Source organism: Peptoniphilus sp. DNF00840 (assembly GCF_001553125.1).
Lineage (GTDB): Bacteria > Bacillota > Clostridia > Tissierellales > Peptoniphilaceae > Peptoniphilus_A > Peptoniphilus_A vaginalis.
This window is the reverse complement of sequence record NZ_KQ960186.1, coordinates 1-26,011: the sequence shown is the minus strand read 5'-3', so window position 1 is coordinate 26,011 and position 26,011 is coordinate 1. Positions and strand designations below refer to the sequence as shown.

General features: G+C 31.0%; 25 protein-coding genes and 3 pseudogenes. All 28 read left to right on the top strand.

All coding sequences use genetic code 11. From position 1 onward, the window contains the following. On the top strand, window positions 1–1,506 hold the full coding sequence (locus HMPREF1864_RS00435) for an ABC transporter ATP-binding protein (RefSeq protein ID WP_000601969.1): 1,506 nt from the start codon (window positions 1–3) through the stop codon (window positions 1,504–1,506). 1 nt (window position 1,507) lies between these two features. After that, window positions 1,508–2,212 carry an energy-coupling factor transporter transmembrane component T gene (locus HMPREF1864_RS00430; RefSeq protein WP_025194627.1) on the top strand — a complete coding sequence of 235 codons (705 nt, stop codon included), beginning with the start codon at window positions 1,508–1,510 and terminating at the stop codon, window positions 2,210–2,212. A 10-nt stretch (window positions 2,213–2,222) separates the two neighbouring features. Then, window positions 2,223–2,807: an MptD family putative ECF transporter S component gene (locus HMPREF1864_RS00425; RefSeq protein WP_000791747.1), complete on the top strand. Its 585-nt coding sequence runs from the start codon at window positions 2,223–2,225 to the stop codon at window positions 2,805–2,807. A gap of 265 nt (window positions 2,808–3,072) precedes the next feature. Next, complete coding sequence (locus HMPREF1864_RS00420; RefSeq protein WP_001074477.1) at window positions 3,073–3,489, top strand: sigma-70 RNA polymerase sigma factor region 4 domain-containing protein; 417 nt, start codon at window positions 3,073–3,075, stop codon at window positions 3,487–3,489. 83 nt (window positions 3,490–3,572) lie between these two features. Then, window positions 3,573–3,902 (top strand): DUF3847 domain-containing protein, encoded by a 330-nt coding sequence (locus tag HMPREF1864_RS00415; protein WP_009346081.1) that lies wholly within the window; start codon window positions 3,573–3,575, stop codon window positions 3,900–3,902. Between the two features lie 247 nt (window positions 3,903–4,149). Then, window positions 4,150–5,802: a MobQ family relaxase gene (gene mobQ, locus HMPREF1864_RS00410; RefSeq protein ID WP_062570878.1), complete on the top strand. Its 1,653-nt coding sequence runs from the start codon at window positions 4,150–4,152 to the stop codon at window positions 5,800–5,802. Window positions 5,803–5,804: 2 nt separating this feature from the next. After that, the gene (locus HMPREF1864_RS00405; RefSeq protein ID WP_000774839.1) at window positions 5,805–6,557 is read left to right on the top strand and encodes a phage replisome organizer N-terminal domain-containing protein; all 753 of its coding nucleotides are present in this window, start codon (window positions 5,805–5,807) and stop codon (window positions 6,555–6,557) included. A 172-nt stretch (window positions 6,558–6,729) separates the two neighbouring features. Next, window positions 6,730–7,053, top strand: coding sequence for a hypothetical protein (locus tag HMPREF1864_RS00400; RefSeq protein WP_001222545.1), 324 nt, complete (start codon window positions 6,730–6,732; stop codon window positions 7,051–7,053). A gap of 21 nt (window positions 7,054–7,074) precedes the next feature. Next, window positions 7,075–8,064 (top strand): ORF6N domain-containing protein, encoded by a 990-nt coding sequence (locus tag HMPREF1864_RS00395; protein ID WP_000797008.1) that lies wholly within the window; start codon window positions 7,075–7,077, stop codon window positions 8,062–8,064. Window positions 8,065–8,175: 111 nt separating this feature from the next. Further along, complete coding sequence (locus tag HMPREF1864_RS00390) at window positions 8,176–8,361, top strand: transposon-encoded TnpW family protein (RefSeq protein WP_062570877.1); 186 nt, start codon at window positions 8,176–8,178, stop codon at window positions 8,359–8,361. 11 nt (window positions 8,362–8,372) lie between these two features. Further along, a pseudogene (locus HMPREF1864_RS00385) lies at window positions 8,373–9,188 on the top strand (VirD4-like conjugal transfer protein, CD1115 family); the annotation flags it as partial. A gap of 18 nt (window positions 9,189–9,206) precedes the next feature. Beyond that, complete coding sequence (locus HMPREF1864_RS00380) at window positions 9,207–9,482, top strand: hypothetical protein (protein WP_062570876.1); 276 nt, start codon at window positions 9,207–9,209, stop codon at window positions 9,480–9,482. Between the two features lie 188 nt (window positions 9,483–9,670). Beyond that, window positions 9,671–9,985, top strand: coding sequence for a single stranded DNA-binding domain-containing protein (locus HMPREF1864_RS00375; protein ID WP_000373444.1), 315 nt, complete (start codon window positions 9,671–9,673; stop codon window positions 9,983–9,985). 1 nt (window position 9,986) lies between these two features. Continuing rightward, window positions 9,987–10,202: a Maff2 family mobile element protein gene (locus HMPREF1864_RS00370; RefSeq protein WP_000394204.1), complete on the top strand. Its 216-nt coding sequence runs from the start codon at window positions 9,987–9,989 to the stop codon at window positions 10,200–10,202. Between the two features lie 10 nt (window positions 10,203–10,212). Further along, complete coding sequence (locus HMPREF1864_RS00365; RefSeq protein WP_000466919.1) at window positions 10,213–11,076, top strand: VirB6/TrbL-like conjugal transfer protein, CD1112 family; 864 nt, start codon at window positions 10,213–10,215, stop codon at window positions 11,074–11,076. 9 nt (window positions 11,077–11,085) lie between these two features. After that, window positions 11,086–11,376: a hypothetical protein gene (locus HMPREF1864_RS00360; RefSeq protein ID WP_062570875.1), complete on the top strand. Its 291-nt coding sequence runs from the start codon at window positions 11,086–11,088 to the stop codon at window positions 11,374–11,376. Window position 11,377: 1 nt separating this feature from the next. Next, the gene (locus HMPREF1864_RS00355; protein ID WP_062570874.1) at window positions 11,378–11,788 is read left to right on the top strand and encodes a PrgI family protein; all 411 of its coding nucleotides are present in this window, start codon (window positions 11,378–11,380) and stop codon (window positions 11,786–11,788) included. Further along, entirely contained in the window at window positions 11,679–14,102 is a 2,424-nt protein-coding gene (locus HMPREF1864_RS00350) for a VirB4-like conjugal transfer ATPase, CD1110 family (protein WP_082718886.1), read from the top strand. Before HMPREF1864_RS00355 ends, HMPREF1864_RS00350 begins: the two co-directional genes overlap by 110 nt. Before the next feature lie 7 nt (window positions 14,103–14,109). Further along, window positions 14,110–16,689: a CD1108 family mobile element protein gene (locus HMPREF1864_RS00345; protein WP_062570873.1), complete on the top strand. Its 2,580-nt coding sequence runs from the start codon at window positions 14,110–14,112 to the stop codon at window positions 16,687–16,689. 14 nt (window positions 16,690–16,703) lie between these two features. Then, a complete protein-coding gene (locus HMPREF1864_RS00340) occupies window positions 16,704–16,943 on the top strand; it encodes a hypothetical protein (protein WP_001080402.1) in 240 nt (79 codons plus the stop codon). Further along, the gene (locus tag HMPREF1864_RS00335; protein WP_062570872.1) at window positions 16,930–19,281 is read left to right on the top strand and encodes a leucine-rich repeat protein; all 2,352 of its coding nucleotides are present in this window, start codon (window positions 16,930–16,932) and stop codon (window positions 19,279–19,281) included. Before HMPREF1864_RS00340 ends, HMPREF1864_RS00335 begins: the two co-directional genes overlap by 14 nt. Before the next feature lie 14 nt (window positions 19,282–19,295). Beyond that, window positions 19,296–20,156: pseudogene (locus tag HMPREF1864_RS00330) on the top strand (CD1107 family mobile element protein). A 73-nt stretch (window positions 20,157–20,229) separates the two neighbouring features. Continuing rightward, on the top strand, window positions 20,230–20,841 hold the full coding sequence (locus tag HMPREF1864_RS00325; RefSeq protein WP_062570871.1) for a DUF6088 family protein: 612 nt from the start codon (window positions 20,230–20,232) through the stop codon (window positions 20,839–20,841). Beyond that, complete coding sequence (locus tag HMPREF1864_RS00320) at window positions 20,834–21,817, top strand: nucleotidyl transferase AbiEii/AbiGii toxin family protein (protein ID WP_062570870.1); 984 nt, start codon at window positions 20,834–20,836, stop codon at window positions 21,815–21,817. Before HMPREF1864_RS00325 ends, HMPREF1864_RS00320 begins: the two co-directional genes overlap by 8 nt. A 92-nt stretch (window positions 21,818–21,909) precedes the next feature. Continuing rightward, window positions 21,910–23,631, top strand: a complete 1,722-nt coding sequence (locus HMPREF1864_RS00315; protein ID WP_062570869.1) for a DNA topoisomerase 3 — start codon at window positions 21,910–21,912, stop codon at window positions 23,629–23,631. Beyond that, a complete protein-coding gene (locus HMPREF1864_RS00310; RefSeq protein ID WP_062570868.1) occupies window positions 23,624–24,586 on the top strand; it encodes a DNA cytosine methyltransferase in 963 nt (320 codons plus the stop codon). Before HMPREF1864_RS00315 ends, HMPREF1864_RS00310 begins: the two co-directional genes overlap by 8 nt. A gap of 35 nt (window positions 24,587–24,621) precedes the next feature. Next, window positions 24,622–25,278 carry a hypothetical protein gene (locus tag HMPREF1864_RS08685; RefSeq protein WP_231723482.1) on the top strand — a complete coding sequence of 219 codons (657 nt, stop codon included), beginning with the start codon at window positions 24,622–24,624 and terminating at the stop codon, window positions 25,276–25,278. Then, window positions 25,235–26,011 (top strand): annotated as a pseudogene (locus tag HMPREF1864_RS08680) (hypothetical protein); the annotation flags it as partial. The gene HMPREF1864_RS08685 and the pseudogene HMPREF1864_RS08680, both read left to right, overlap by 44 nt.

Genomic DNA, 26,011 nt, shown 5'->3' with positions numbered 1-26,011 from the left:
ATGATTTTGCTAAAAAATGTTTATTATGAATGGGAAGATGGACGAACTGCTTTAAAAAATGTCAATCTTGAAATTAGAAAAGGTGAATTTGTTTTAATTTCAGGGAAAAGTGGAAGTGGTAAAAGTACTCTTGGAAGTGTGATGAATGGTCTTATTCCACATTATTACAAAGGCAAAATGAAAGGGGAAGCCTTTGCGTCCGGAAAAGATATAAGCAAATTATCGCTTCATGAAATAGGGCATATTGTAGGGACTGTATTTCAAGATCCAAGAAGTCAATTTTTTACGACAACGACAGATGAAGAAATAGCTTTTGGGCTTCAAACCATTTGCAAATCAAGAGATGAAATAAAACAGAGAGTAGAAGAAGTATATGCAGAACTGGATATTGAGGAACTGAAAGGAAAATCTGTTTTTGAATTATCAAGCGGACAGAAACAAAAGATAGCTATTGCAAGTATCTATGCGATGAATCCGAAAGTTTTAATTTTAGATGAACCTTCAGCAAATTTGGATATGAAAGCAACATTTGACCTATTTTTAATTTTGGAAAAATTAAAGAAAAAAGGAACAACAGTTGTTCTAATTGAACATCGTTTGTACTATGTAAAATCTTTATTTGACCGTTTTCTTTTGGTGAAAGATGGAGAAATTGCACTGGACTTGAGTCGGGAAGAAGTTATTCATCTTGAAGGGGAGTTTTGGGATGAGAATGGACTAAGAACTCTTGAATTAGAAGAATATAGGATAAGTGAGAAGAAAGACTCATATCAATTAAATGATGAAAGTATAAACGGAAAAGGCTTGAGATTTTGCTATCCGAATGTAGCTAAGGATGGAAAGAAGCAAAAACAGTACATTTTAAATCATCTTGATTTTAATATGGAGTGCGGAATAGCCATTGGTCTTATCGGCTTAAATGGTACCGGAAAAACTACCTTTGCAAGAGTGATTTCAGGACTTGAGAAGATAAAAGAGGGGAAGATATGGACGGGGAAAGATAATTCGCTTAATCATAAAGATTTAATGGATATGTCATATTTTGTCTTTCAAGATTCAGACTATCAGTTGTTTTCGGAAAGTGTACTTGATGAAATGCTGCTTGGTATTTCAAGTAAAGATAAAAAAGAAAATACTCAAAAGGCAAAGTCTATTTTGAATGTACTTGGCTTAGATAAATACATTGATAAGCATCCGTTTGCTTTATCAAGAGGAGAAAAACAAAGACTCACAATAGCTTGTGGAATGATGAAACAGGCAAAAGTTTTTATCTATGATGAACCAACATCAGGTTGTGATAAAGACTCAATGCTTTCAGTGGCAAAATTAATTGAAGAACAATTAAAAAATGGAACAACAGTTTTGGTGATAAGTCATGATTTTGAGTTTTTAGCGAACACAGTGAGTAAGCTCTGGGTAATGGGAGATGGAAAAATAGAAAGTGTTTTGAATATGAGTGAAAGTAATAAAATTCTCATATTGGACAAGATGAGAGGAGGTAGATAACTTGATGGATAGAAAAACAGTCGATCCGAGAATAAAACTTACTCTACTTCCAATTGTTGGATTTACGAGCTTTTTTATAAGCGATACAATTCTACTTTTCGGACTGATTCTCTTTGCCTTTTTTCTGTATGTATACAGCAGTATGTGGAAAAGAGCATTACGCTTTATTTTGTTTTTTGTGATTTTATACTGCATAGAGTTATGGCTTGGAAAGTTTTGTGAAGCAAGTATCGTATTTGCAATATATATGTTTATTTACTTTGCATCAAGGATGACCTTAATTGCTATGTTTGGTGGATATATAACAAAGACTACAAGTGTAAGTGAAATGCTTGAAGCATTAAATAGAATGAAAGTACCAAGAAGCATTGGTATACCTTTTAGTGTTTTGCTTAGGTTTGTACCAACTATAAAAATAGAACTCAAGGCATTAAAAGAGAATATGAAGATTCGAGGAATCGTAACAAGTAGATTTTTCCCCTTGCTACATCCAATTAAATATATTGAATATACGCTTGTTCCGCTTTTAATGAGAATGATTAAGATTTCAGATGAACTGTCAGCTTCAGCACTCATTAGAGGACTTGATAGTGATGAGAACAGGGTTACATTAACAAAATTGAGGTTTAGAACAACGGATTTGTTGATTGGACTATTAGGAGCTTTGATGATTGCTCTTGTGATAGTAATACAGAAAATTTATTAGGAGGACTTTTATGAAAAACAAATTAAATGGTCGTGATTTTATTACAATCGGAATCTTTAATGCAATTGGAATTGTCATATACATGGCGGTTGCATTTGCTATGGCAACAACAGTGATTGGAGGATTTATTGCTTCAGGAGTTAGCTTTATGGTAGCTGCTACCGTTTATATCCTTATGGCTTTGAAAGTTAAAAAGAAGGGCGTATTTACAATATCAGGAACGCTTCTTGGTTTAATTGCATTGTCAGGAGGACATTTGCCTCATGCAGTCTTTGCTGTAATCGGTGGAATTATATGTGATTTGATTATAGGAAATTATGAGAGCAAGGGACGAATGATTATTGGATATGGGATATTTGCATTAGCGGATTTTTTAGGGACAGTAATTCCTGTGATTTTATTCGGAACAGCTTCTTTTGTGGAAAGAGCATCAAAATGGAAAATGAGTGAAGCACAAATAAATGAAGCATTATCTTATTTCAAAGTTTCATGGGCAGTAGGCTTTGCCTTGATAACATTTGTTCTTGCTTGCATAGGAGCATTCGTTGCAACAAAGATACTCAAAAAGCATTTTGAAAAAGCAGGAGTGATTTAATAATAAATTTACTTAGGAGGGAAAATAATGGAGGGATAATTATGTCAAAACTTATAGTTTCGGTTTTCACAGAACGATATAATTATCCTTTTTTATTCTTGGAATTGCTTACACATAGCAATAATACTTTACCAGAAACGACCAAATAGAAAATTATATAAAACATTAGTTTTTAAGCCGAGAGGACTTTTTACGCCAAAGTGTAGAAGTCCTCCTTTTTTATTCTCAAAACCAAAACAGAGAACTTAAAAAGGAGGATGACTAAGTGGCAAAGAAAGAATATTACCTTTATGTAAAAGGCAAAGCCGTACCTGTAAGTGAAGAAGTCTACAAAGCCTATTGGAAGATAACAGAGCATGAAAAGTATCTCCAAAGAAAAGATTGGAAGCATAATGTAATACCATTTTCGGCACTGGATCATGATGGACACTTTGTAGATAACATCATAGATGAAAAGATAGACTTAGAAAAAATTGTAGAAGTAAAAATGCGAATTGAAGAACTTCATAAAGCATTAAATACTCTTACAAAAGAAGAACGAGAACTAATGGAAGCCATCTTCTACAAAGAAGAAAGTCTAAGGTCAATCAGCAGAAGAGAGAAAGTTACACATCAAGCAATCAGTGGGAGGAGGGATAGGATTTTAGAAAAACTGAGAAAGATTTTAGAAGATAAAATCTAAAAACTTGGAAAGGTTAAGTGTCAAAAAAGGTGCTTAACCTTTCTTTATGGAAACAAGCAGATACCAAAACGGAGGAATTAAAAATGAAGAAAGAAAAAACATTACAGGAAGTACAGGAACAAATTTCTGAACTTCAGGAAGAAAGAGAAAAGTGCGATGTAAAGCTGAAACAATTACAAAATCAAGGCAAAAAATTAGAAAAACTGGCAAATGAAAAGGAACGAAAAAGAAGAAATCACAGGCTCATACAAAGGGGATTGATAGTAGAAAGGGTCATTAAAAATCCTCTAATATTTACCAATGAGGAGATAGAAAAACTGTTAAATATCTCTACTCACACAGAAGAATACAGACAAGCCTATGAAGAAATGATAAATGGAAAAGATATGGAAGATGAAACAGATATTGAGTGAACAGCATAAAAAAACTTTAGTTTTTTCAGAAGCTCCCTGCAAGGGCAAAAAGCTTCGCAGAACGCAAAGCACTCTTTAGGGTGTATAATTGCGCCCTTAGTAAACTAAGGGATTTTAGCAAGTCTTTAAACACACAAAACTTAATAAAAATATACGGATAAAGCAGATAGGAAAAGATACAAAAAATAACCTGTCTGTTTTTTTCTTTATATGAAAAATAAACAAAAAATGAAAGGAGCTTATACCGATGGCAGAAACATTTCACTTTAATATTTCCATGATAAGCAGAGGTAAGAGTAAATCAGCAGTTGCAAGTGCAGCATATATCTCTTGTGAGAAAATCAAAAATGAATGGGACGGAGAAGTTCATGACTATCATAATAAAAAAGGACTTTTACATTCAGAAATCTTCTTGCCGGAGAATGTTCCCATAGCATTAAAAGATAGAACTACTTTATGGAATAGCGTTGAACTAAATGAGAAAGCAAGTAACGCACAGCTTGCAAGAAACTTTATTATTGCTCTACCAAAAGAATTATCCTTTGAAGAAAACAAGAAACTCATTACCGACTTCATACAAGAAAATTTTGTATCAAAAGGAATGATAGCAGATCTTGCCATTCATGATGAAAGTGATGAAGAAAATAATAATATCCATGCACATATTATGACTACCCTTAGACCAATCAATGAAAAAGGAGAGTGGCAGGCAAAAAGCAAAAAAGAATATGTTCTTGATGAAAACGGAGAAAAGATAAAACTAAAAAGTGGAAACTACAAAACAAGGAAAATAGAACTGACGGATTGGAACGATAAAGGAAATGCAGAGAAATGGCGAGAGAATTTTGCAAGCCTTTGTAATCAGTATTTAGAAAAAAATCATCAGGAAAAGAGAGTGGATCATCGCTCCTACAAAAGACAAGGGATAGAAGAAATCCCAACCATACATTTAGGAGCAAGTGCAAGTGCCTTAGAGAAAAAAGGAATCGAAACCGACAAAGGAAACATCAACAGAGAAATAAAAAAACATAACTCTTTAGTAAAAGCTATCAAGAACAAGATAAAAGAAATCACTTCTTGGATAGACTCTTTACTTGGAAATCTGCAAGCAAAATACGATGGGTATAAACAGACCAAGAAAGATGAACTGGAGAACAAAGCAGAACTCTTTAACCTTTATGAATATATTTCTATCTACAACGAAATACAGGGAGAAAAAACAAAAAATCTATCCTACTATGGACAGATAAAAAAGGGAAATGCAGACCTAAAGAGATTTGTAAAAGCAATCTACTATCTAAAAGATAATCATCTTCAAACCATAGCAGACCTACAAGAAAAAGTTTTTGAACTGGCAAAGCAAAGTAAAAAGATAAGTGAAGATATTCAAAGCAAAACCCAAAGAATAAAGGAGTTAAATCGTTGCTTTATTTGTGCAGACATCATCAAAGAAAATAAGGCGGTATATCAGGAATATAAAGATAAAACTTTTCTTAAAGATAAATTTTACAATTCACATAAAGATGAAATTGAAAACTACAAAAAAGCAAGAAAGAGTATAGAAAAATCTACTGGAACATCAGCTATAAAGTCGAGTGATTGGCAGAAAGAAATATCAAGCCTTGAAAAAGAGATACAAGACTTAACTGAAGATAAAGCTAAAGTTCAAGACGAATTTAAGCAGATAGATCATATCAAATATGCAGTAAAGATTGTGGGTGACGAGTATGGAATAGATTTATCTATAGAGATAGACAAGGCAATTAAGAGGGGAGATAAACCAAGTGTAATTGCACAACTGAAAAAATTTCAAGAGCAAGAGGAAAGAAAGGGTCAGTACAAACAAAAAGTAAAAGAAAAGGCTAAAGAAAATTATAAAAATAAAGGGGAGGAAAGATAAAAATGGCAGACAACAGAAGATACTATTGGTTAAAATTGAAAGAAGATTTTTTTACAGATAAGAGAATCAAAAGGCTAAGAAAAATATCAGGAGGAGATACCTATACAATCATTTATCTTAAATTGCTTTTACTTAGCTTAAAAGATAGTGGGAAGCTGTATTATGATGGAGTAGAAACAGACTTTATCAAAGAGCTTGCCTTAACGATTGATGAAACGGAAGATGATGTAATGGTTATAGTAAATTATCTTGTAGCACAAGGATTGATGGAGATAATTACAGAAAATGACGAGTATTTTTTAACAGAAATTCCAAGTCTTATAGGTTCAGAAACAGCTTCTACAAGGCGTTCAAGAAAATCGAGAGGACAAAAAGCGTTGCAATGCAACACTGGTGCAACACCTTGCAACCTTTTGCAACAAAACTGCAACGGAGATATAGAGATAGATAAAGAGATAGATATAGAGTTAGAAAAAGAGGGGGAGATAGAAAAAATATCCCCCAACCTTTATGGAGAATATAAAAATGTTTCCTTAACCGATGAAGAATATGGGAAGTTAAAGGATAAAATGCAAGGTCATAGGGAAGAAATGATAGAGAAGCTGTCAACCTATATGCAAAGCACGGGAAGAAACTATAAAGATCATTATGCGACCTTAGTTCATTGGTATGAGCAAGATAAAGGTAAATTAAAAGAAAGCCATAAATCAAAAGTATATACCTTTGAAGATTATGACAAGGGGGAACACTTGTAGACCTCGTATAAGACGGTGGAAAGGTGTTTTTAGAGCGTTAATGATAAAATAGGTATCAGACTATAGCTAAGTGTAAAATAGGGCTTAAAATTGCAGTATGAAAAAATATCGTATTTATGATAAAATGATAGTGATATGGTAATAAACTCAGTTATAAGGAGAGGATATATAAATGCGAATTCAATTTACTGTAACCGATGAAGAACTTGAAATTTTAACTAAAAAAGCAATAGAGGGAGGTTTCCCAAGCGTTACTGAATATTGTAAGTGTAGCAGTTTACAAGAAAATACAAGCTATGCTGACCTATATACTACCTTATTAAACAAAATTAGCTCTTTACCGAAGGGCAAAGAATTTGTTTTGAGAGAGTTAATCGCAACACCGCCGGCATTGATTGGCAGATGGTTTTATGAAAATGTAAATAAGAGACTTGTAAAAAATGTGGAACACATCGGAAAAGCTGAAGGCGGAGTAGAAAAATATAAAAGAATTTAGATAATGTTGGAGGTGCATTTCATGGCAGAAGAGAATAAAGAGATAGTTATTGTAGATGATAAAACTATACAAGAAAAAATATATCTTATTCGTGGGCAAAGAGTAATGCTTGATGCAGATTTAGCTGAAATATATGGTTATGAAACAAAAAACTTTAATAGACAGGTGAAAAACAATATTGAGAAGTTTGAAGGCGAAGATTTTATGTTTCAACTGACCGAGAATGAATTTGAAAACTTGAGGTGCAAAAATTTCACCTCAAGTTGGGGCGGTTCAAGATACTTACCAAATGCCTTTACAGAACAAGGTATTTATATGCTTATGACGGTATTAAGAGGTGAACTTGCGATTAGGCAAAGTAGAGCCTTAATTAGAACATTTAAGCAGATGAAAGACTTTATAATCGAAAATCAAGATTTTATTAGCTCAAAAGAATTGGTACAAATAGCAGTACAGACAAATCAAAACACAAAGGATATAGCTGAAATAAAGTCGCAAATGGCTACAAAAGAAGATTTGAAAAAGGTTATGGATAATTTTATAGATCCGGACACATACAAGCATTTCCTTTTAATGAACGGAGATAAGATTGAAGCAGATGTTGCCTATACCAAAATATATAAGTCTGCAAAGAAAAGTATTTATGTGATAGACAACTATATAGGCTTGAAAACCTTAGAATTATTAAGGGCTGCAAAAGACAATGTTGAAATTATAGTCTTTAGCGACAATGTGAAAAACAAGGATATGCTGACAAAAAATATCCTAAACGATTTTAGAAAAGATTACCCTAATATCAATCTGAAGATGAAAATTGCAGGTAAAAAGTATCACGATAGATATATTGCCATTGACTATGGAACAGACAGTGAAGCCTTTTATCTTTGCGGAGCTTCATCAAAAGATGCAGGAAATAAAATATCAAGTATTACAAAGATAGAGGAATCTTCCAAGGATATGTATCATACGATGTTTGGCGGAATGCTGAACAATAAGGATTTGAAAATTTAATATGTAAATGGTAAAGCGTTATTAAATGAATAGCTATAAGACTTGTGAAAGGCGGTAGAAATAAAACTCTATCGTCTTTTTTTGATTGCAACTAACAGGAGGGAAACTAATATGCACGAAAATAAAAATGAACATAATACAGGAACAAAGACTATAAAAAAGATTGGAAAAGTAACTTATGAGGTTATTGTCCATTTTAATGAAAATGCGACTGAAACTATGCAAGATAAATTGAAAAGGATAATGCTTAGAGAAATGGAGATGAAAAAACATCAAAAAGGAGATAAAAATGATTAGAAAGTCCTTGACAAGTTGTTACAGGAAAAACTGCCAAGTCAATTCTAATTTCTTGTGGAGCAAGGCTTGCACCTTTTGATATAAGAGAGCTTAGAGAGTTAATGAGCGAAGATGAACTAGAGCTTGATAAAATTGGAGATAGAAAAACTGCCTTGTTTGTAATAATATCAGATACAGATGATACCTTTAACTTTGTAGTCTCAATAATGTATTCTCAATTATTTAATCTACTATGTGATAAGGCAGATGATGTGTATGGTGGTAGACTTCCAGTTCATGTTAGGTGTCTACTTGATGAGTTTGCAAATATCGGTTTAATTCCTAAATTTGAAAAATTAATTGCAACAATTCGTTCAAGAGAAATATCTGCAAGCATAATATTACAAGCACAATCTCAATTAAAAGCAATCTATAAAGACCATGCAGATACAATAGTTGGTAACTGCGACTCTACACTCTTTTTAGGAGGAAAAGAAAAAACAACAGTAAAAGAGTTATCAGAAACCTTAGGAAAAGAAACCATAGACCTATATAACACATCAGAAACAAGATCAAATCAAAAATCTTTTGGACTAAATTATCAAAAGACTGGTAAGGAACTTATGAGTCAAGATGAAATAACTGTAATGGATGGTGGTAAGTGTATATACCAGCTAAGAGGCGTAAGACCTTTCTTATCTGATAAATTCGATATTACAAAACATAAGAATTATAAGTTATTGGAAGATTATGATAAGAAGAACTTGTTTGATGTGGAAGAGTATTTAACAAATAGAGATAAGGTAAAGCTAAAATCTAGTTATAAAATAAATAGGTTAAACATTTGATTTTACGGAGAAAGCAAAATGTGTGAAAATAAAAAATCATCTTTAATTATATTAAATATAAATAGTGAGCAGTTTATTTTGGAAAGTGATACAGAACTCACAAGGGATAAGAAAAATTATATTGAAGCAATATGTGAGACAATGTACGATGAAAGTAATGAATGGTATGAAGATATATACGATATGTCCCCATATGATATAGCTGAGCTATTTGAAAAAACAGTAAAGGACCAAGTAGGAATAACTGTTACATTTAAAGCGATAGACCTTGAAGTATCAATTTTAGAAGACTAGAAATAAGGTATTAATGAGCGATAGAAATTAAAAATTCTATCGTTTTTTTATACTCAAAATTAGGAGGTTAAAATGGTAAGGATAAGAAGTCCCACTTAAAACAATTTAATATATTAGACATTTAGCGATTGAAATATAACTTCAGTCGCTTTTTTAATTGAAATTTATAGATTAAGGAGAAGAAATTAATGGATAGAGAAATGATAAATATTAATGCAAATTTAGTTAAAGAAGTGGAATTATCAGAATTTGAAAGAGATGGAGAAAAAGTAGATGTAGCAAATTTTACTCTCATTAAAAAATATGGTAAAGGAAAAGAATATATAAATTGTTCAGTCTACGGAGAAAAAAGCGAACGTGCAAAAGAATTAGATAAAGGAGATCTAATCCATGTCTTTGGATATTTCAAAGAAAACAAAAAAGGAGATAAGGTCTACAAGAATTTTATAGTTAAATCACTAAACAAAATAGAAAATAAAGAGAAAGAAAACGAGGAGGAATAATATGGAATTTTTTACAGCTGGAGTTGGAGTTTTAAAGACACTTGTAACTGCAATTGGTGCAGGTTTAGGAGCATGGGGAGTTATTAACTTAATGGAAGGTTATGGTAATGATAACCCTGGTGCTAAATCTCAAGGTATTAAGCAGCTTATGGCTGGTGGGGGAATTGTACTAATCGGTATTAAATTAATTCCACTACTTGCAAATGCTTTAAATTAGGAGAAAGTCTATGTTTGGTATCTTTGACAAGCTAACTGAATTTTTTAAGGATATGCTACTTGGAGGTATCAAAGCAAATCTTGAGTCCATGTTCTTAGATATAAATGACAAGGTAGGAGTTATTGCAACTGATGTTGGTAAGACACCAATGGGTTGGAATGGAGAAGTATATAACTTCATAAAAAACATTAATGATAATGTGATAGTTCCAATAGCAGGTCTTATCATAACAGCAGTATTATGTATTGAACTCATAAATATGGTTATGCAAAAGAATAATATGCACGATACAGATACTTTTGAGTTTTTCAAATACATTATAAAGATGTTTATAGCAGTCTACCTTGCAAGCCATGCCTTTGAATTTTCAATGGCAGTCTTTGATGTGGCACAAAATCTTGTAAACAAAGCGGCAGGGGTAATCACTACTTCTGCCACTGTTTCAGGAGATCAGATAGTTGCAATGGTTGATACATTAAAAGAAAAAGAAATAGGTGAGCTTTTAATGATATTAGTTGAAACAAGCCTAGTGAGGATTGCAATTCAATGTATATCTTTAACTATTACCTTAATAGTATATGGGCGTATGTTTGAAATATATGTCTATTCATCAGTATCATCCATACCATTTGCGACTATGGGAAATAAAGAATGGGGTCAGATTGGAACAAATTATATCAAGGGACTTTTTGCCTTGGGACTACAAGGTTTGTTTTTGATGGTATGTTTAGGTATCTACACCGTTTTAATTAGAACGGTACAGATTACAGATATTCACGCAAGCTTGTTTAGTATATTAGGATATGCTCTACTACTTGGACTTATGATGTTTAAGAGTGGAACAGTTGCAAAAAGTATTATGAATACGCACTAGGAGGAATAAATGTTAAAAAAGAAAAATTGTGCTTTATTAGGACTTGGAATTTTATTGGGAGGAACTTATGAAATCTTAAAAGAGAAAAAAAGAAATGAAGAGATTAGAAACTTAAAGAAAAAAATAAACAGACTCGGAAGATGTCACAATGAATTTGTTATGTATCAAGGAGAATACAATGATAGAAATGAAGAAAAACAAGAAGAATTAGAAGAAAGAATTAGCTACCTAGAAGAGGAAACAACATCTAATTATGACCATATACTTGAACTTTCCAAAAAAGAAGTAGAGGGAGATTAAAATGGCATATGTACCAATACCAAAAGATTTGGACAAGATTAAAACAAAGGTTGCCTTTAACTTAACCAAAAGACAACTTATAGGTTTTTCTGTGGCAGGACTAATTGGCATACCAACCTATCTATTTATGAAGAAATATCTACCTAATGATGTTTCAATCATTGTAATGCTAACAGTAACCCTGCCAATCTTTTTTATAACCTTATATGAAAAAGACACCTTAACTTTTGAAAAATATTTTAAATTTTTCTATCTTCACAAGTTTTATCAACCAACTAAGAGAATAAGAAAGGAGGAATACCTTGAAGCAAAGAAAAAAGCAAATCAGCGACTTAAATCTAAGGGAAAAACAATTAAAAAAAGACCGAAAGGAAGTAAGAAGGCTAAAAACAAAGAAAGATCCAACAAATAGTCTTCTAAGTGTACTTTTAAAGAAAGAGAAAAAGAGATTTACAGTTGAGGATACAATTCCATATATAAGAATATTACCAGAGGGCATTTGCCAGTTAGATGAAAAAAATTATTCAAAGACAATTTCATTTCAAGATATAAATTACCAGTTGGCATTGGAAGAAGATAGAGATTTAATCTTTAACCAATTTGCCAACTTTTTAAATTCTTTCGATCCAAGTGTCCACATTGAACTTTCGTATGTAAATCAATTAGGAAGAAATAAGGACTTACAAGATGCAAATAAAATTGCTGATAAGGGAGATTTCTATGACGATGTAAGAAAAGAGTTTAGGGAGATGCTAAAGCTTCAACTTGCAAAGGGCAATAACGGACTTAAAAAGATGAAGTATATAACCTTTACAACAGAAGCCGATAACCTAGAACAAGCAAGAGCAAAGTTAAATAGACTTGAAGTAGATATTTTATCTAACTTTAAATCTATGGGAGTAAGAGCAGAGAGCCTTGATGGCGAAGAAAGACTAAGACTTGTTCACGATATGTTAAATCCAGACAAAAACTTTGATTTTTCATATAAAGATTTGAAGAAGAAAGAGTCTACAAAATCACATATAACTCCCAATATCTTTAATTTTGCACCAGCAAATAATTTTAAATTTGGGAAATTCATTGGAGCAGTAAGTCATTTTCAAATACTTGCAAGTGAGATATCAGACAGAATGTTATCTGAGTTTTTAGATATTGATGACAATATTTATGTAGCTTTTCATATAGATGTAGTTGAACAAGCAGAAGCCATTAAACTCATTAAGAGAAAAAACACAGACCTGGATAGAATGAAAATCGAAGAACAAAAGAAAGCAGTTCGTGCTGGATATGATATGGATATTATTCCATCAGATATAAATACTTTTGGGGCTGATGTTAAGTCCATGTTATCTGACTTACAAAATAGAGATGAAAGGCTCTTTGTAGTATCCATAGTAATGATGAATTTTGCAAGGACTAATCAAAAATTAGAAAATACTATTGCTCAAATATCATCAATTGCAAATAGACATAATTGTCAGGTAAAAAGATTATCTCACCAACAAGAGCAAGGACTTGTTTCTGTCTTACCTCTAGGAGTTAATCAAGTCGAGATAAAAAGATTTTTAACTTCATCATCAACGGCAGTATTTATGCCTTTTACAACAGAAGAGCTATTTATTGATTCGGCAAATTCTTTGTACTATGGCTTAAATGCCCTTAGCCAAAACTTGATTATGGCAGATAGGAAGAAACTCAAGAACCCTAATGGATTAATATTAGGTACACCAGGTTCTGGTAAATCTTTCTCAGCAAAGAGAGAGATGGCAAATGCAATTCTTGTAACAGACGATGATGTAATTATTTGTGATCCTGAAGGCGAGTATTCAAACCTTGTAAAACAATTTAATGGAGAAGTTATTAAAGTTTCGGCAAAGTCAAAGGACTATCTTAATCCACTAGATATAAATATGAACTATGGAGATGGGGACGCACCTTTAAAGGATAAGGCAAACTTCATAATGTCTATGCTTGAACTTGTAGTAGGAGGATCTGGTCTTACTGCTGCAGAAAAATCTGTTATAGATAGGTGCTTACCAAAGATATACCAAAAGTATTTTGAAGACCCAAAACCAGAAAATATGCCTATATTAGGAGATTTATACGATATGCTCCTATCTCAAGAAGAGGGAGTTGGTAGGAAGCTCGCAACAGAAATGGAAATTTATGTTAAGGGAAGTCTTAATGTCTTTAATAATAGGTCAAATGTTGACCTAAATAGGCAACTGCTTTGCTTTGATATAAAAGAGCTAGGAACACAACTTAAAAAAATAGGTATGCTTGTAATTCAAGACCAAGTTTGGAACAAGGTTTCCCTAAACAGAGGAAGCAAGTCTACTAGATACTATATAGATGAGTTCCATCTTTTATTAAAAGACCCACAAACTGCTTCATATTCAGTAGAAATCTGGAAAAGATTTAGAAAATGGGGCGGTATTCCAACAGGTATAACTCAAAACGTAAAAGACCTTTTAACAAGTCAGGAAATTGAAAATATCTTTGATAATACAGACTTTGTTCTAATGTTAAATCAAGCATCTGGAGATAGGGATATTCTTGCTAAGAAATTAAAAATATCGCCTTATCAGTTAAACTATATTACTAATTCAAACGCAGGTGAGGGACTATTATTCTTTGGAAATACCATTGTTCCCTTTATAGATAAATTCCCTAAAGACACCATGCTATATAAGCTAATGACAACAAAACCAGAAGAAGCTAAGTAGGTGTGATATGGATAAAAAACTAAAAAAAGATTTTCAAAAGAAAATTATACGAAATAGGGACGCTCCTGAAAAGAATATGGATAGTAAACTTGTTCATTCAGATGATTATACCAATAAGATTATTAAGAATAAGGATAGGTTCGGAGATAAAATTTCAGAAAAAGAATCTAAACTTATTCATGAGAATGTATTAGCTAAAGATCAAAAACAAGATAAACTAAAAGATTTTCAGAAGTCTAAAAACAAGGAAAGAATTAGAAAAGAATTTTTAGATAATAAGGATAAGGTTGAAGAAACAAAACAAACTAATCTTGAAATAAGGACAGATGAAAGCTTTAAACTTGATGAAGAGTTAGATGTAGACTTCAAAAAGGTAAATTTTGAAAGTGAAAATAGTAGAAATATTAATTCTAATAAATTAACAACAGATGATATTTCAGCTAACGCTCAACCAATAAGCAATAAGAAGGCATCAAGTAAAAGAAAAGTTCTTAAAAATTATGAGGATAAACTTATCCATAGTAAGGATAAATTCCAAGACAAAATCAACGAGAAAGAGTCTAAGCGAATCCAGACAAGTGAAGATAAACCTATCGAAGCAGAGAAAAGCAAGAGAATATATAGAAAAGATAAGCTTGTTAAAGATGAAGTGAGCAAGAACGAAAGTAATGCTAATATCGATAAAAAGCGAAAACAGAAACTTTATCAAGAAAAGAAGTTTAGAGATAAGGAGAAAATTTCTAAAGAAAAAGATAAAGAAAATAAGCTAAACGAAGTTGATACAGATAAAACTTTTGATAATCCTGAGTTTAAAGACAATAATCAAGAATTTATAAAAGATGAAAAAGAAACAAGCCTTAAACCTTCAGAACAAAAGAAAGTTAATAAAAAGAAGACTTACTACAAGAGAAAAAATTATGAAAGTGATAAATTTACTCGAAAGAAAATCGATGACTTAAAAAATGAATCTAAGAAAGTTACACCGAAAGATTCTAAGAAGGCACAAGATGTTAAAGACTTTATATCAGATAAAAAGATTGGAGAGCTTGAAAAGTCTAAAAGCAAGCTAAAGGATAATATTTTAAAGAATAAAACTAAAGGAAGTCTATCTTCTGGGGTTTTATTATCTGGAGCTAAGTCATCAGAGTTAGTGAGAGATTATTTAAGTTCAGGATCTGATAATACTGGTGTAGAATCTGGAGAAAAGGCCGCTAATGTAAGCTCTAAACTTCAGCATGGAATAAGGAAGTATAAGTTAGACAAAAAGAAAAAGTCATTAAAAAAGCTATCTACACTTGATAAGAAAATAAGAAATAGAAAAAGCAAGTTGGAGTTTAAAAGTGGCTTGGAAGATTTAAAAAAGTCAGACTCCTATATAAAGAAAAATAGATTTAAGAAGTTTTACCAAAGAAAACAAATGAAAAGCATGATAGCTAAAAAGCACGAAACAAGACTGGTAGATAGAGTTAAAAAAGCTATTTTAAGTTTAGGTAAGGCTTCTAAAGAGCTAATCGTAAGAAAAAGTAAGATGGTTCTATTTCTAGTAATAGGACTAGGTCTTATGCTATCAATCATGATTGGTGGTGGAAGTGTTGGTATGAGTGGATTAAGTAACTCTGTTAACTCAGTAATGACAACAACATACCTATCACAAGATACAGTTCTAAGTGAAGTTAATCAAGAATTTTCATCAATGGAGTATGACCTACAATCACAAATCGAAAGTGTAAAAACAAGTCATCCTGGATATGACGAATATATTATAAATAAAGATGGAGAAATTGGTCATAATACCCATGAACTTTTATCCTATATAACTTCAAGATGTGGTGAAGTAAAATCAGCATCTGAAGTAAAAGGAATTTTAAAAGAGCTTTTCGATAAAATGTATAAGCTTGATTTTAAGGAAGAAATCGAAATTAGAACAAGAACAGTAGAAAGAACTAGATATGATAGTCGTGGTAATCCCTATACTAGCTATGAAAAAGAAGAGTACGAATATAAAAAGTTAATTGTAACTTTAAAGAAAAGAGAAATGGATGAAGTTGTTAGGGAAATATTTAAAGATTATCCAGACAATGTAGTTCATTATGAAGCTCTTCTTGAAGCTAAGGGAAATATGGGAGATGTTTTTGGATCAGGTAATGGGGACTTAGGAGAAATAGTAGATAATCCAAACTTTGGAAATCCTGGTCTTGCTTTTGATTCAGCTACTGCCAAAGCCTTATTTAATGAAGCAGAAAAACATATAGGCAAAAGATATGTGTTTGGAGCAAGTGGACCATCTAACTTTGACTGCTCAGGTTTTGTATGTTGGTCATTTACAAAGTCTGGTGTAAAGAGAATGCCAAGAACAACTGCATGGAGAATATACAAAGACTATTGTAACCCAGTCAGTCCAAGTGAAGCTCAACCTGGAGATATTATATTTTTCCATTCAACATATAACAGTGGAACACCAATATCTCACGTAGGAATATACGCAGGTAATGGAATGATGATTCACGCAGGAGATCCAATTCAATACACATCAATAAATTCAAAATATTGGAAATCACACTTTTATGGTTTTGGAAGACCTAGATAGAAGGGAGATATTATGTGAACAGGAAGCTTATAAGTATTAGAAACAAAAAGAAAAAAATAGAAGAGAAATTGAAAGATTTAAATGCAAAATACAAGGAAATTTGCGATGAAGAAATACAGGTTGAAAATGAAGAAATAATTGTAACTCTTAGGAGGAACAATATTAGCTTGGAAGAATTAATGGAGAAAATCAATGATAGAAAAAGAGAAGAGAAATTAAAAGAAAAGGAGAACATTCATAATGAAGAAATTTAATACGAACAGACTAAGAGCCTTTTTTATGGCTCTTTTATTAGTTTTAACATCAACTGTGCATACAAGTGCATTTGCAAAGTCTGATGTTACTTGGACGGAAGATGATTTTATGTATTCCTCTGAGGGAAATATAATCGCTTTTAGTGATAAGGGCTTAGAAAAGAAAGAAAAGACAAATATTCTAGTATTTCCTGAAGGAACGAAGTCTATAAATGGAAATTATTCTTTAAGTCATTCAAACGATGAACTTAGATATAAAAGAGAATTTGGGCGTGGCAAACATTGGGATAAAGTAATTATTCCTGATTCTGTTAAGCATTTAGGTTATGCTGCCTTTTACGAAGCAAGTATAGATGAAGTAAAACTATCAAATAGTCTAACTTATCTTGGTGGTTTAGCATTTTTCAATTGTGGACTTAGAGAAGTAACTTTACCTAATACTTTGGTAAATATTGAACATAATGCTTTTGAAAGAAATAACCTTCAAGAAATAACTATACCGAAGTCTGTGAAGACAATTGAACAGTATGCTTTTTCAAGAAATAAACTGCACACTGTAAAAGTTTTAGGCAATCCAAACATTAACAGTAAGGGAGTATTCCATAATCAAGAAGTTGAGTATAGACCAAAACAAAATCCATTTTACGAAAATCATTTTGGTTTCAACGGAAATCAAGGATTCAAATCTATTCCTAATGGATTAAGGTTTGAAAATGGAGAGTTTGTCTTTGATAAGAACGTAGATAGTGTAGAACTTGAATTTGATTATAACAATGATTTGTATCAAGGAAAGATGACTATATACAATCCAAATAAATATTCCATTGATACTCAAACAGATTTAACAGGGCAAGATATTGATGAAAAGGACAATAAGATTGATGATTTAACTAAAAATATTAAGGACTTGGAAAATCAGATCAAAGACTTAAATGATAAGAAACAAGAAGACCAAACAAAGATAGATGAATTAAAGGAAAAGTTAGAATCTTGCAAAGATAATGGAGAGAAACTAAAACAAGAAAAAGCTAAGCTAGAAGAAGAAATTAGAGATAAAGATAATAAGATTGCTCAATTGAATAAAGAAATTGAGGAACTTAAAAATTCTAACAATGATGAACTAATAGCAGAAATTACTCAGCTTAAAGATGAATTAAAAAGATTACAAGATGAAAATGCAAAACTAAAAGAAGATTATTCATCTACAAAATGGGAGTTAGAAGCTGAGAAAGAAAAGACAGATAAAAACGAAAATAAAATCAAAGAAATGCAAGAAAAGCTTGAGTCTTTAGAAGGGGAACTTGCAAAGAAGACTAAAGAAATTGAAGATAAAGATAATAGAATTAAGGACTTAGAAAAAGCTCTTGATGAAAAAGATGCTAAGATAAGAGACTTAGAGTCTAAAAAGAAAGAGACAGAAAATTCTAAGTCAGAATGCTGTAAGAAAATTGAAGAGCTTCAAAAGGCTATTGATAGTTTAAAAGTATCTTCTGAAAATACAAAAAAAGAATTAGAAGATAAGATTAAAGTACTAGAAGAAAAACAAAAAGCTTCTGAAGAAGAAATTAAAAAGCTAAAAGAAGAATTAGATAAGAAAATCGAAGAAGCAAAGAAGTTAATCGAGGAAGCAAATAAAAAAGCAAAAGAAGAACTTGAGAAACAAGCTAAAGATGAAAAAGATAAAAATCTAAACCAAGACCTATCTAAAAAATTAGATGAACTTCTAAAACTCCAAAAAGAAAACAAAGAAAAGAAAGAAGATAAGAAATCTCAAGATAAGAAGTGGGATGAACTTTTGAAAGCTGATGACAAGAACATCCTAAATCAATTTGATCTTAACAAGATGAAAAAGCAAGAGGAACAACAATACAAAAAACAAGTTAAAGATGAAAAAGAATTTGCAGTTTTCCAAGTTGACAAAAACTTTTATAACATTATCAACAAAGATGGTAAGACAACAGTCTATATGGATGTAAAAACTTATGTGGATCAAGGAAGAACTATGATTCCAGTAAGATATATCGCTTATACTCTAGGTTTTAATGTTGAGTATGACAACTCTACTCGTGAAGCTATTTTCTCCAATAAAGAGAATAATATCCTAGCTAAAAAGACATTAAGACTAAATATTGATACTGGTGTTATGAAAGATTCAGATGGTAAAGTCTACAATTCAGATGTTAAGCCAGTTATTATAAATGGAAGAATCCATGCTTCAATTTCAAACATTGCTAAAGCTTTTGGAGCAAGTCATGGAGATATTAAAGATGGTAAAAACCAAACAATAGAATGGGACAATGCTAAAAAAGCAGTCTATGTATTTAAAAATGTAAAATAAGAAAGGATAGAAAAATGAATAAGAGTATTAAACGAGGAGTAGCCATAGCGTTACTCCTTTTTACATTTACAGTACCAGCAACTACATTTGCAATGACAAATGAAGGGCAAATAGAAAGTCAAAACGAATCAATCTATGAACCACAAAAAGAAGAATTTGAAAAAATGTTGAAAGATGATGTTTTTACACCATCAAAAGAAGAGATTCCTTATCAAGATGTTCCAAGAATACCAGGAAATACAAGTGAATCAAATAAGCCTTCAAATAATCTTCCTAAGAAAACACCACTCGTAAAAGGTGGTAATACTAAGGCAGTAAATAATCTTGCGACACAAGAAAATAAGGCAAGAGGTTCAGTAATTGAGAATGTAGATAGGAATGGAAAAGATATTACACCAAGTGGAGATACAGAAAAAGATAAAGAAAATCCAGTAGATGTAAGACAATTTTTAACATTTCAAACCAAAAGTGGAAAAACTATGCACCTAATAGTGGATCACTCATCAAATCAAGATAATGTAAGATTATTAACAGAAGTAGGAGAGCAAGACCTACTTAATATGATTGAATCAGAGGATAAAAATACTATAAAGGTTGAAGAAGCTAAGAAAGAAGAAGTAAAAAAAGAAGAGCCTAAGACTGTTCCAGTAAAATAAGAAAAGAAAAGCGGGATAGGTTCATTTCTAATTGTTGCACTTGTAATTGGAGGAGTTGTAGGAGCAGGATACTATTTTAAGGTAGTTAAAGCAAAAGAAGATAAAATGTTGGAAGACTTTGAAGAAGATGATGAGGATTATATTAGTGAGTCAGAAGATGAGTCTGACAATGAAGAAAGTCATGAAGAATCTTTAGATGAAGACGATGAACTATTATAAGGATATTAAATTTAAGTACAATTGAACTTTTGTCCCAGATATGATATGATATTTGGGACAAAGGAGGATTGTAATGATTTCATATACAGAAAAAATATCAGATAAAATAAATGATTTTGACTCACATAAAGTATTTTTTGCAAACGACTTTTTAGATATTACATCTTATGATACTGCTAGGAAAACATTAAATAGGATGGTAAATGAAAAAAAAATTAAACGTGTAATTGATGGATTTTATTACAATCCAAGATACAGTGAATTAATTGGAGAGTACGAAGAAGTATCAATTCACGAATTAGCACTTGCCATAGCAAGAAAATACAATTGGAATATTGCACCATATAGTAGCACAGCCTTAAACTTATTAGGACTATCCACACAAGTTCCAACTCACTATAAATATATATCTAGTGGCAGATATAAGAAATATAAAATTGGGGATACGGTTTTAGAATTTAAAAAAGTAAATCCAGGAGAAATTGCCAATATGTCACTAAAGACTGCAACAGTTATTCAAGCAATTAAGTCTTTAGGTAAAGAAGATATAACCAGCGAAGTTATACAAAAGATAAGAAAAAATTTAAGTGAAAAAGAAAGAGTAGACTTAATGAACGAATCAAAATCAGTTCCATCATGGATATATGAAGTAATAAGAGAAATTTCTGAGGGTGAAAATGAATAAGTTTTATATAGAAGACAAAGAAGACTTAAGAGTTTTAATAGTCAATACTGCAAGAAAGAAAAATATATCTGAAGCAGTCATTGAAAAAGACTATTGGGTTACTTTTATCTTAGACTATCTATTTAATGAAAATAAATGGAAAGAATATTTTACTTTTAAAGGTGGCACATCACTTTCAAAGTGTTTTGGACTTATAGAAAGATTTTCTGAAGATATAGATTTAATCTTAGATTGGCGAGTATTAGGCTATGAAGAAAAAGAACCATGGATTGAAAGGTCAAATACCAAACAGGATAAATTCAATAAAGAAGTTAACGAAAAAACAGAACTCTTTTTAAGTGATAAATTTTTGAAAGTTTTAGAAGAAGATTTAAAGAGTGTAGACTTTGAATTTTCAATAGATACAATAGATCCACAAACAATTCTATGTAAATATCCTAAAATCTTTGAATCTAATTATTTGACACAAAATATAAGACTTGAAATAGGAAGCCTTGCAGCATGGACACCTGCAATTGATGTTGAAGTTTTGCCGATAATTAGCGAAGCCTATCCAAATGTATTTAAAGAGAAAACTAATATAAGAACAGTATCGGCAGAGAGAACCTTTTGGGAAAAAGCAACTATACTTCATCATGAAGCGAATAGACCGGAATCTTCTTCTATGCCACATAGGTATGCAAGACACTTTTATGACCTATATAAAATAGCGAATTCAAATTTTAAAAACAAAGCCTTAGAGGATAAAGAATTACTAAAGAAAGTGACTGAATTTAAAATGAAATTCTACCCTAGAAAGTGGGCAAGGTATGAAGATGCATTAAGTGGTAGATTGAAGTTAGTTCCAAGAGAGTTTCGATTTTCTGAAATAGAAAGAGATTATAAGGCTATGGCAGAAATGATTTATGGAGACTATCCAAACTTTGAAGAGATTATAAAAGTTCTTCAAGAACTAGAAAAAGAAATTAATAAGTAAGTAGAATTCTCCCGAAAATAATATAATATTCGAGAGAAATACTTTGAGCGAGAGAGAAATCTTTCGCTCTTTTTTTATTTATGGAGGTATTAATGAAGTTAGTAATAGCAGAAAAGCCAAGTGTAGCAGTTACAATTGCAAAAGTAATTGGAGCAAGAACAAGAAAAAACGGATATTATGAGGGGAATGGATACATTGTTTCTTGGTGTGTAGGTCATTTAATTCAAATGGCAAGTCCAGAAAGACACGATGAAAAACAGAAGAAGTGGACAATAGAAAATCTTCCTATAATCCCAGAAGAATATATTTATGAAGTATCTAAAAGCACTAAGAAACAATATGGAGTTTTGAAAAAACTTTTAAACGATAAGAACATCGACACAGTTATAAATGCTTGTGATGCTGGAAGAGAGGGAGAACTTATTTTTAGACTTGTATATAATCAAGCTAAATGTAAGAAGAAGATTCAAAGGCTTTGGATATCTTCAATGGAAAATAAAGCTATTGAAGATGGCTTTAGAAATCTTAAAGACGGGGAAAACTATGAAGACTTATATAGATCAGCAAGTGCAAGAGCCACCTCTGATTGGCTTGTAGGAATGAATCTAAGTAGGCTTTATTCTTGCATTTACAAGGAAACATATTCAGTTGGTAGAGTACAAACACCAACTCTATATTTAATAGCTAAAAGGGATAGTGAAATAAACCTATTTAAGAAGCAAAAATATTATACAGTTGACCTATCTTATAAAGAATTGAAACTTGTATCAGATAGGATTGATAGAATTGAAGTTGCAGAGCAACTATTAAATCTATTAGAAGATGAAATAGTTATTACAGAGGTAGAAGATAAAGAAATAAGCACAAAACCAGATAAGCCTTATGATCTTACTACCTTACAAAGAAAAGCAAATAAATATTTTGGATATTCAGCAAATGATACTTTAAATATAGCACAAGGTTTGTATGAAAAAAAGCTAATCACATATCCAAGAACAGATAGCAGGTATTTAACCGATGACATGGTTACTACTATGAAAGAATTATTAAAAGGACTTGAAGAAGATTTCAAGATAAATGAGTCAAACTTTAAGTCTATTTTTAATTCATCTAAGGTTACAGACCACTATGCGATTATTCCTACTATATCAGGTATTGGAAAAGCCAAAGATTTATCTGATAAAGAAAGCAAAATCTATAATCTAATTAAGAATAAATTACTTGCTTCATGTTCGGATAACTTAAAGGAATCTAGCAGAAAAATCAGATATGAATATGACAAGTTTAACTTTAATGCAAGTGGCAAGACTATAATCGATGAAGGTTATACCAAGTATCTAAAGGCTTATGGGAAGGAAAGACAAGAAAATGAATTACCAGATGTAAAGACTGGAGATAAAATTAAGCTAACTTCTAAAAATATATCTGAGAAATTCACCAAAGCTCCAAGCCATTATAATGAAGATACACTTTTAAAGGCTATGGAGAATGCAGGGATTGAATCACTGGATAAAAACATAGAAGTAGAAAGAAAAGGCTTAGGAACACCAGCTACAAGAGCAGGAATTATTGAAAATCTTATCCATAAGGATCTTATAAGAAGAGATAAGAAAAATCTACTTGTAACAGAAAAAGGCAATAGACTTGTATCGATTGTAGAGGATAAGTTTAAATCAGCAGAAACAACTTCTGAATGGGAAATGAAACTTGCAAAGATTAGCTCTGGTGAAGTAGATAAAGAAGATTTTTTAAGAGAAATAGAAGATAGTATAAGGGAGCTTGTAGATAGGTACAAGAATAATCTAAATGAATAAGGTAAAAATATTAGAGCTTTTCGGTGGCATAGGTGCTATTAGAAAGGCTTTTATTAATTTAAAGATACCTTATGAAGTAGTTGATTATGTAGAAATAGATAAGGCTTGTGTTAAATCATACAATGAACTTTATGGAGAAAATTATAAACCAAAATCAGTAGTAGGATATAAAGCACCTAATGAGAAGATAGACTTAGTTATGCATGGAAGTCCTTGCCAAGACTTTTCAAGAATAGGCAAAAAGCAGGGAGGTGTAAAAAACTCAGGAACTAGATCAAGCTTACTATTTGAAACAATTAGAATAATTAAAGAATTGAAAGATAAACCTAAATGGATAATTTGGGAGAATGTAAAGGGAGTCCTTGATAGAAATATGAGGGACTCCTTTTTTATTTATCTAAAAGAACTAGAAAACCTTGGATATGAAAGCAAATATGAAATCTTAAATGCAATGGACTTTGGGATACCTCAAAAAAGGGAAAGGATATTTGTTGTTTCATGTTTTGGAGCAAATAATTTTTCTTTTAATAAATTGGAGAGGAAAGAAACTAGACCACTAAGTGAATTTTTAGAAAAGAATGTAAGTGAACTTTATACCATGACTCAACCTTATATGCTGAAATTTTTAAATAAAGGCATAGATAATAGTTTTAGAGGGCGACTAAAAGTGATTAAAGATTTTTCTTATACTATTTCTACAAAACAGATGAGAGTACCTAATTCTGGAATAATAGATATTGGAAATGGTAGGTATAGGTATTTAACAGAAAGAGAATGTTTAAGACTCATGGGTTTTGATGATAGTGATATTGACAAACTAGAAAAAGTGCATCCAAGAAGAAAAAATTGTACTTCAAGCAAGCTATATAAGCAGGCCGGCAATTCTATTGTGGTTGATATTTTAATGTGCATTATTAGTTCAATAATGCATGTTAGTGTAAACTTATTATTGTAAATGATATAATAAAATAAAAGACTGGAGGGCATGATATGGATATTCTAGAATGTAAATTAAAGAATTGTTATGGAATAGATGAGTTTAACCATGAATTCGATTTTACAAATACAAATGTGATTACAGTATATGCAAAAAATGGATTAATGAAAACTTCTTTTGCAAAAACTTTTAAGAAAATTCAAGATGGTAAAGCTGACGAAATACGTGATGAAATATTCGATATAAAAGCAGAAGTTAATGTTAGCGTAGATGGACAAGATATAAGAAAAGAGCAAGTGTTTGTAATAAAAAGCTTTGAAAATTATTATGAATCTAGTAGTGTAGCGGATTTATTAGTAGACGAAAAAACAAAAAAATCTATCACAACTTTATTAAAGCAAAAAAATAATTTTTTAAAAAAGTTAGTGCAATATTCAGGACTAAAAATTGAAAAAACACAACAAGGAAGAAAAATTTATGAATTAGAGCCTACAATAGTTTCTGACATGAATTTAAGTGAAAAAAGCTTTTTATTAAGCTTGAAAGAATTAGGTGAAGTTGAAAATAAAACGTATTTACCTAATGTTAAATACTCGACAATTTTTGATAATAGTGTAATTAAAAAAATAAAGGACAGTAGTTTTCAAAATAAAATAAAAGAGTTTTGTGAAGCTGCTGAAACTATATACAGTAGTTATACTTTTTTTTGAAAAAGGTAAGTTCACATTTCCAAAATTGAAAAACGTTGCAAAAAATTTAGATTCAGATAATTTTTTTGTAAGAGATAATAAACTTAATTTAAATAATAGCATAGTAATTGGTAATAATGATGAACTACAAGAGAAATTATATGAAATAGAAGGGAAAATTAAAGATATTCCAGAGTTTCAACAGATAGAAAAGTTACTAAGTGATACAAAAGGCATATTATTAAGAGATACAATAGAAAATAATCCTGAGCTAATAGAGTTTTTAAAAATAGAAAATTTAGACAATTTAAAAAAAGAATTATGGACTTCCTATATAAAGAAAGAAAAGAAATCTTTTGATGATTTATTAGAGATATATAAAGAATTAGAGGAGAATGTTAAAAATCTCAATATAGACAATACATTGTGGAATCGTTCTTTAGAAATATTTGAAGATAGGTTTACTGTTCCATATAAGATGAAAATATCAAATTTAAAGGGAGCGATAATAGGAGAAAATCTCCCACGTGTGGAGTTTATATTTGAGAAGGGTGAAAATCAAGCAAGCTTAGATAGATCAAATTTAGAAAAATTAGACGTGTTAAGTCAAGGAGAAAAAAGATCTTTATATTTGTTAAATATAATATTTGACATAGAAAAAATAAGAAAAGAAAGCAATGAAATCCTATTTATAGTAGACGATATAGCAGATTCTTTTGATTATGATGAATTGCAAATAATATTGCGACACCTA

Coding starts and splice junctions, on each gene's coding strand:
- HMPREF1864_RS00435 (WP_000601969.1), top strand. CDS start 1: ATGATTTTGCTAAAAAATGTTTATTATGAATGGGAAGATGGACGAACT.
- HMPREF1864_RS00425 (WP_000791747.1), top strand. CDS start 2,223: ATGAAAAACAAATTAAATGGTCGTGATTTTATTACAATCGGAATCTTT.
- HMPREF1864_RS00415 (WP_009346081.1), top strand. CDS start 3,573: ATGAAGAAAGAAAAAACATTACAGGAAGTACAGGAACAAATTTCTGAA.
- mobQ (WP_062570878.1), top strand. CDS start 4,150: ATGGCAGAAACATTTCACTTTAATATTTCCATGATAAGCAGAGGTAAG.
- HMPREF1864_RS00405 (WP_000774839.1), top strand. CDS start 5,805: ATGGCAGACAACAGAAGATACTATTGGTTAAAATTGAAAGAAGATTTT.
- HMPREF1864_RS00400 (WP_001222545.1), top strand. CDS start 6,730: ATGCGAATTCAATTTACTGTAACCGATGAAGAACTTGAAATTTTAACT.
- HMPREF1864_RS00395 (WP_000797008.1), top strand. CDS start 7,075: ATGGCAGAAGAGAATAAAGAGATAGTTATTGTAGATGATAAAACTATA.
- HMPREF1864_RS00390 (WP_062570877.1), top strand. CDS start 8,176: ATGCACGAAAATAAAAATGAACATAATACAGGAACAAAGACTATAAAA.
- HMPREF1864_RS00380 (WP_062570876.1), top strand. CDS start 9,207: ATGTGTGAAAATAAAAAATCATCTTTAATTATATTAAATATAAATAGT.
- HMPREF1864_RS00375 (WP_000373444.1), top strand. CDS start 9,671: ATGGATAGAGAAATGATAAATATTAATGCAAATTTAGTTAAAGAAGTG.
- HMPREF1864_RS00370 (WP_000394204.1), top strand. CDS start 9,987: ATGGAATTTTTTACAGCTGGAGTTGGAGTTTTAAAGACACTTGTAACT.
- HMPREF1864_RS00365 (WP_000466919.1), top strand. CDS start 10,213: ATGTTTGGTATCTTTGACAAGCTAACTGAATTTTTTAAGGATATGCTA.
- HMPREF1864_RS00360 (WP_062570875.1), top strand. CDS start 11,086: ATGTTAAAAAAGAAAAATTGTGCTTTATTAGGACTTGGAATTTTATTG.
- HMPREF1864_RS00355 (WP_062570874.1), top strand. CDS start 11,378: ATGGCATATGTACCAATACCAAAAGATTTGGACAAGATTAAAACAAAG.
- HMPREF1864_RS00345 (WP_062570873.1), top strand. CDS start 14,110: ATGGATAAAAAACTAAAAAAAGATTTTCAAAAGAAAATTATACGAAAT.
- HMPREF1864_RS00335 (WP_062570872.1), top strand. CDS start 16,930: ATGAAGAAATTTAATACGAACAGACTAAGAGCCTTTTTTATGGCTCTT.
- HMPREF1864_RS00325 (WP_062570871.1), top strand. CDS start 20,230: ATGATTTCATATACAGAAAAAATATCAGATAAAATAAATGATTTTGAC.
- HMPREF1864_RS00320 (WP_062570870.1), top strand. CDS start 20,834: ATGAATAAGTTTTATATAGAAGACAAAGAAGACTTAAGAGTTTTAATA.
- HMPREF1864_RS00315 (WP_062570869.1), top strand. CDS start 21,910: ATGAAGTTAGTAATAGCAGAAAAGCCAAGTGTAGCAGTTACAATTGCA.
- HMPREF1864_RS00310 (WP_062570868.1), top strand. CDS start 23,624: ATGAATAAGGTAAAAATATTAGAGCTTTTCGGTGGCATAGGTGCTATT.
- HMPREF1864_RS08685 (WP_231723482.1), top strand. CDS start 24,622: ATGGATATTCTAGAATGTAAATTAAAGAATTGTTATGGAATAGATGAG.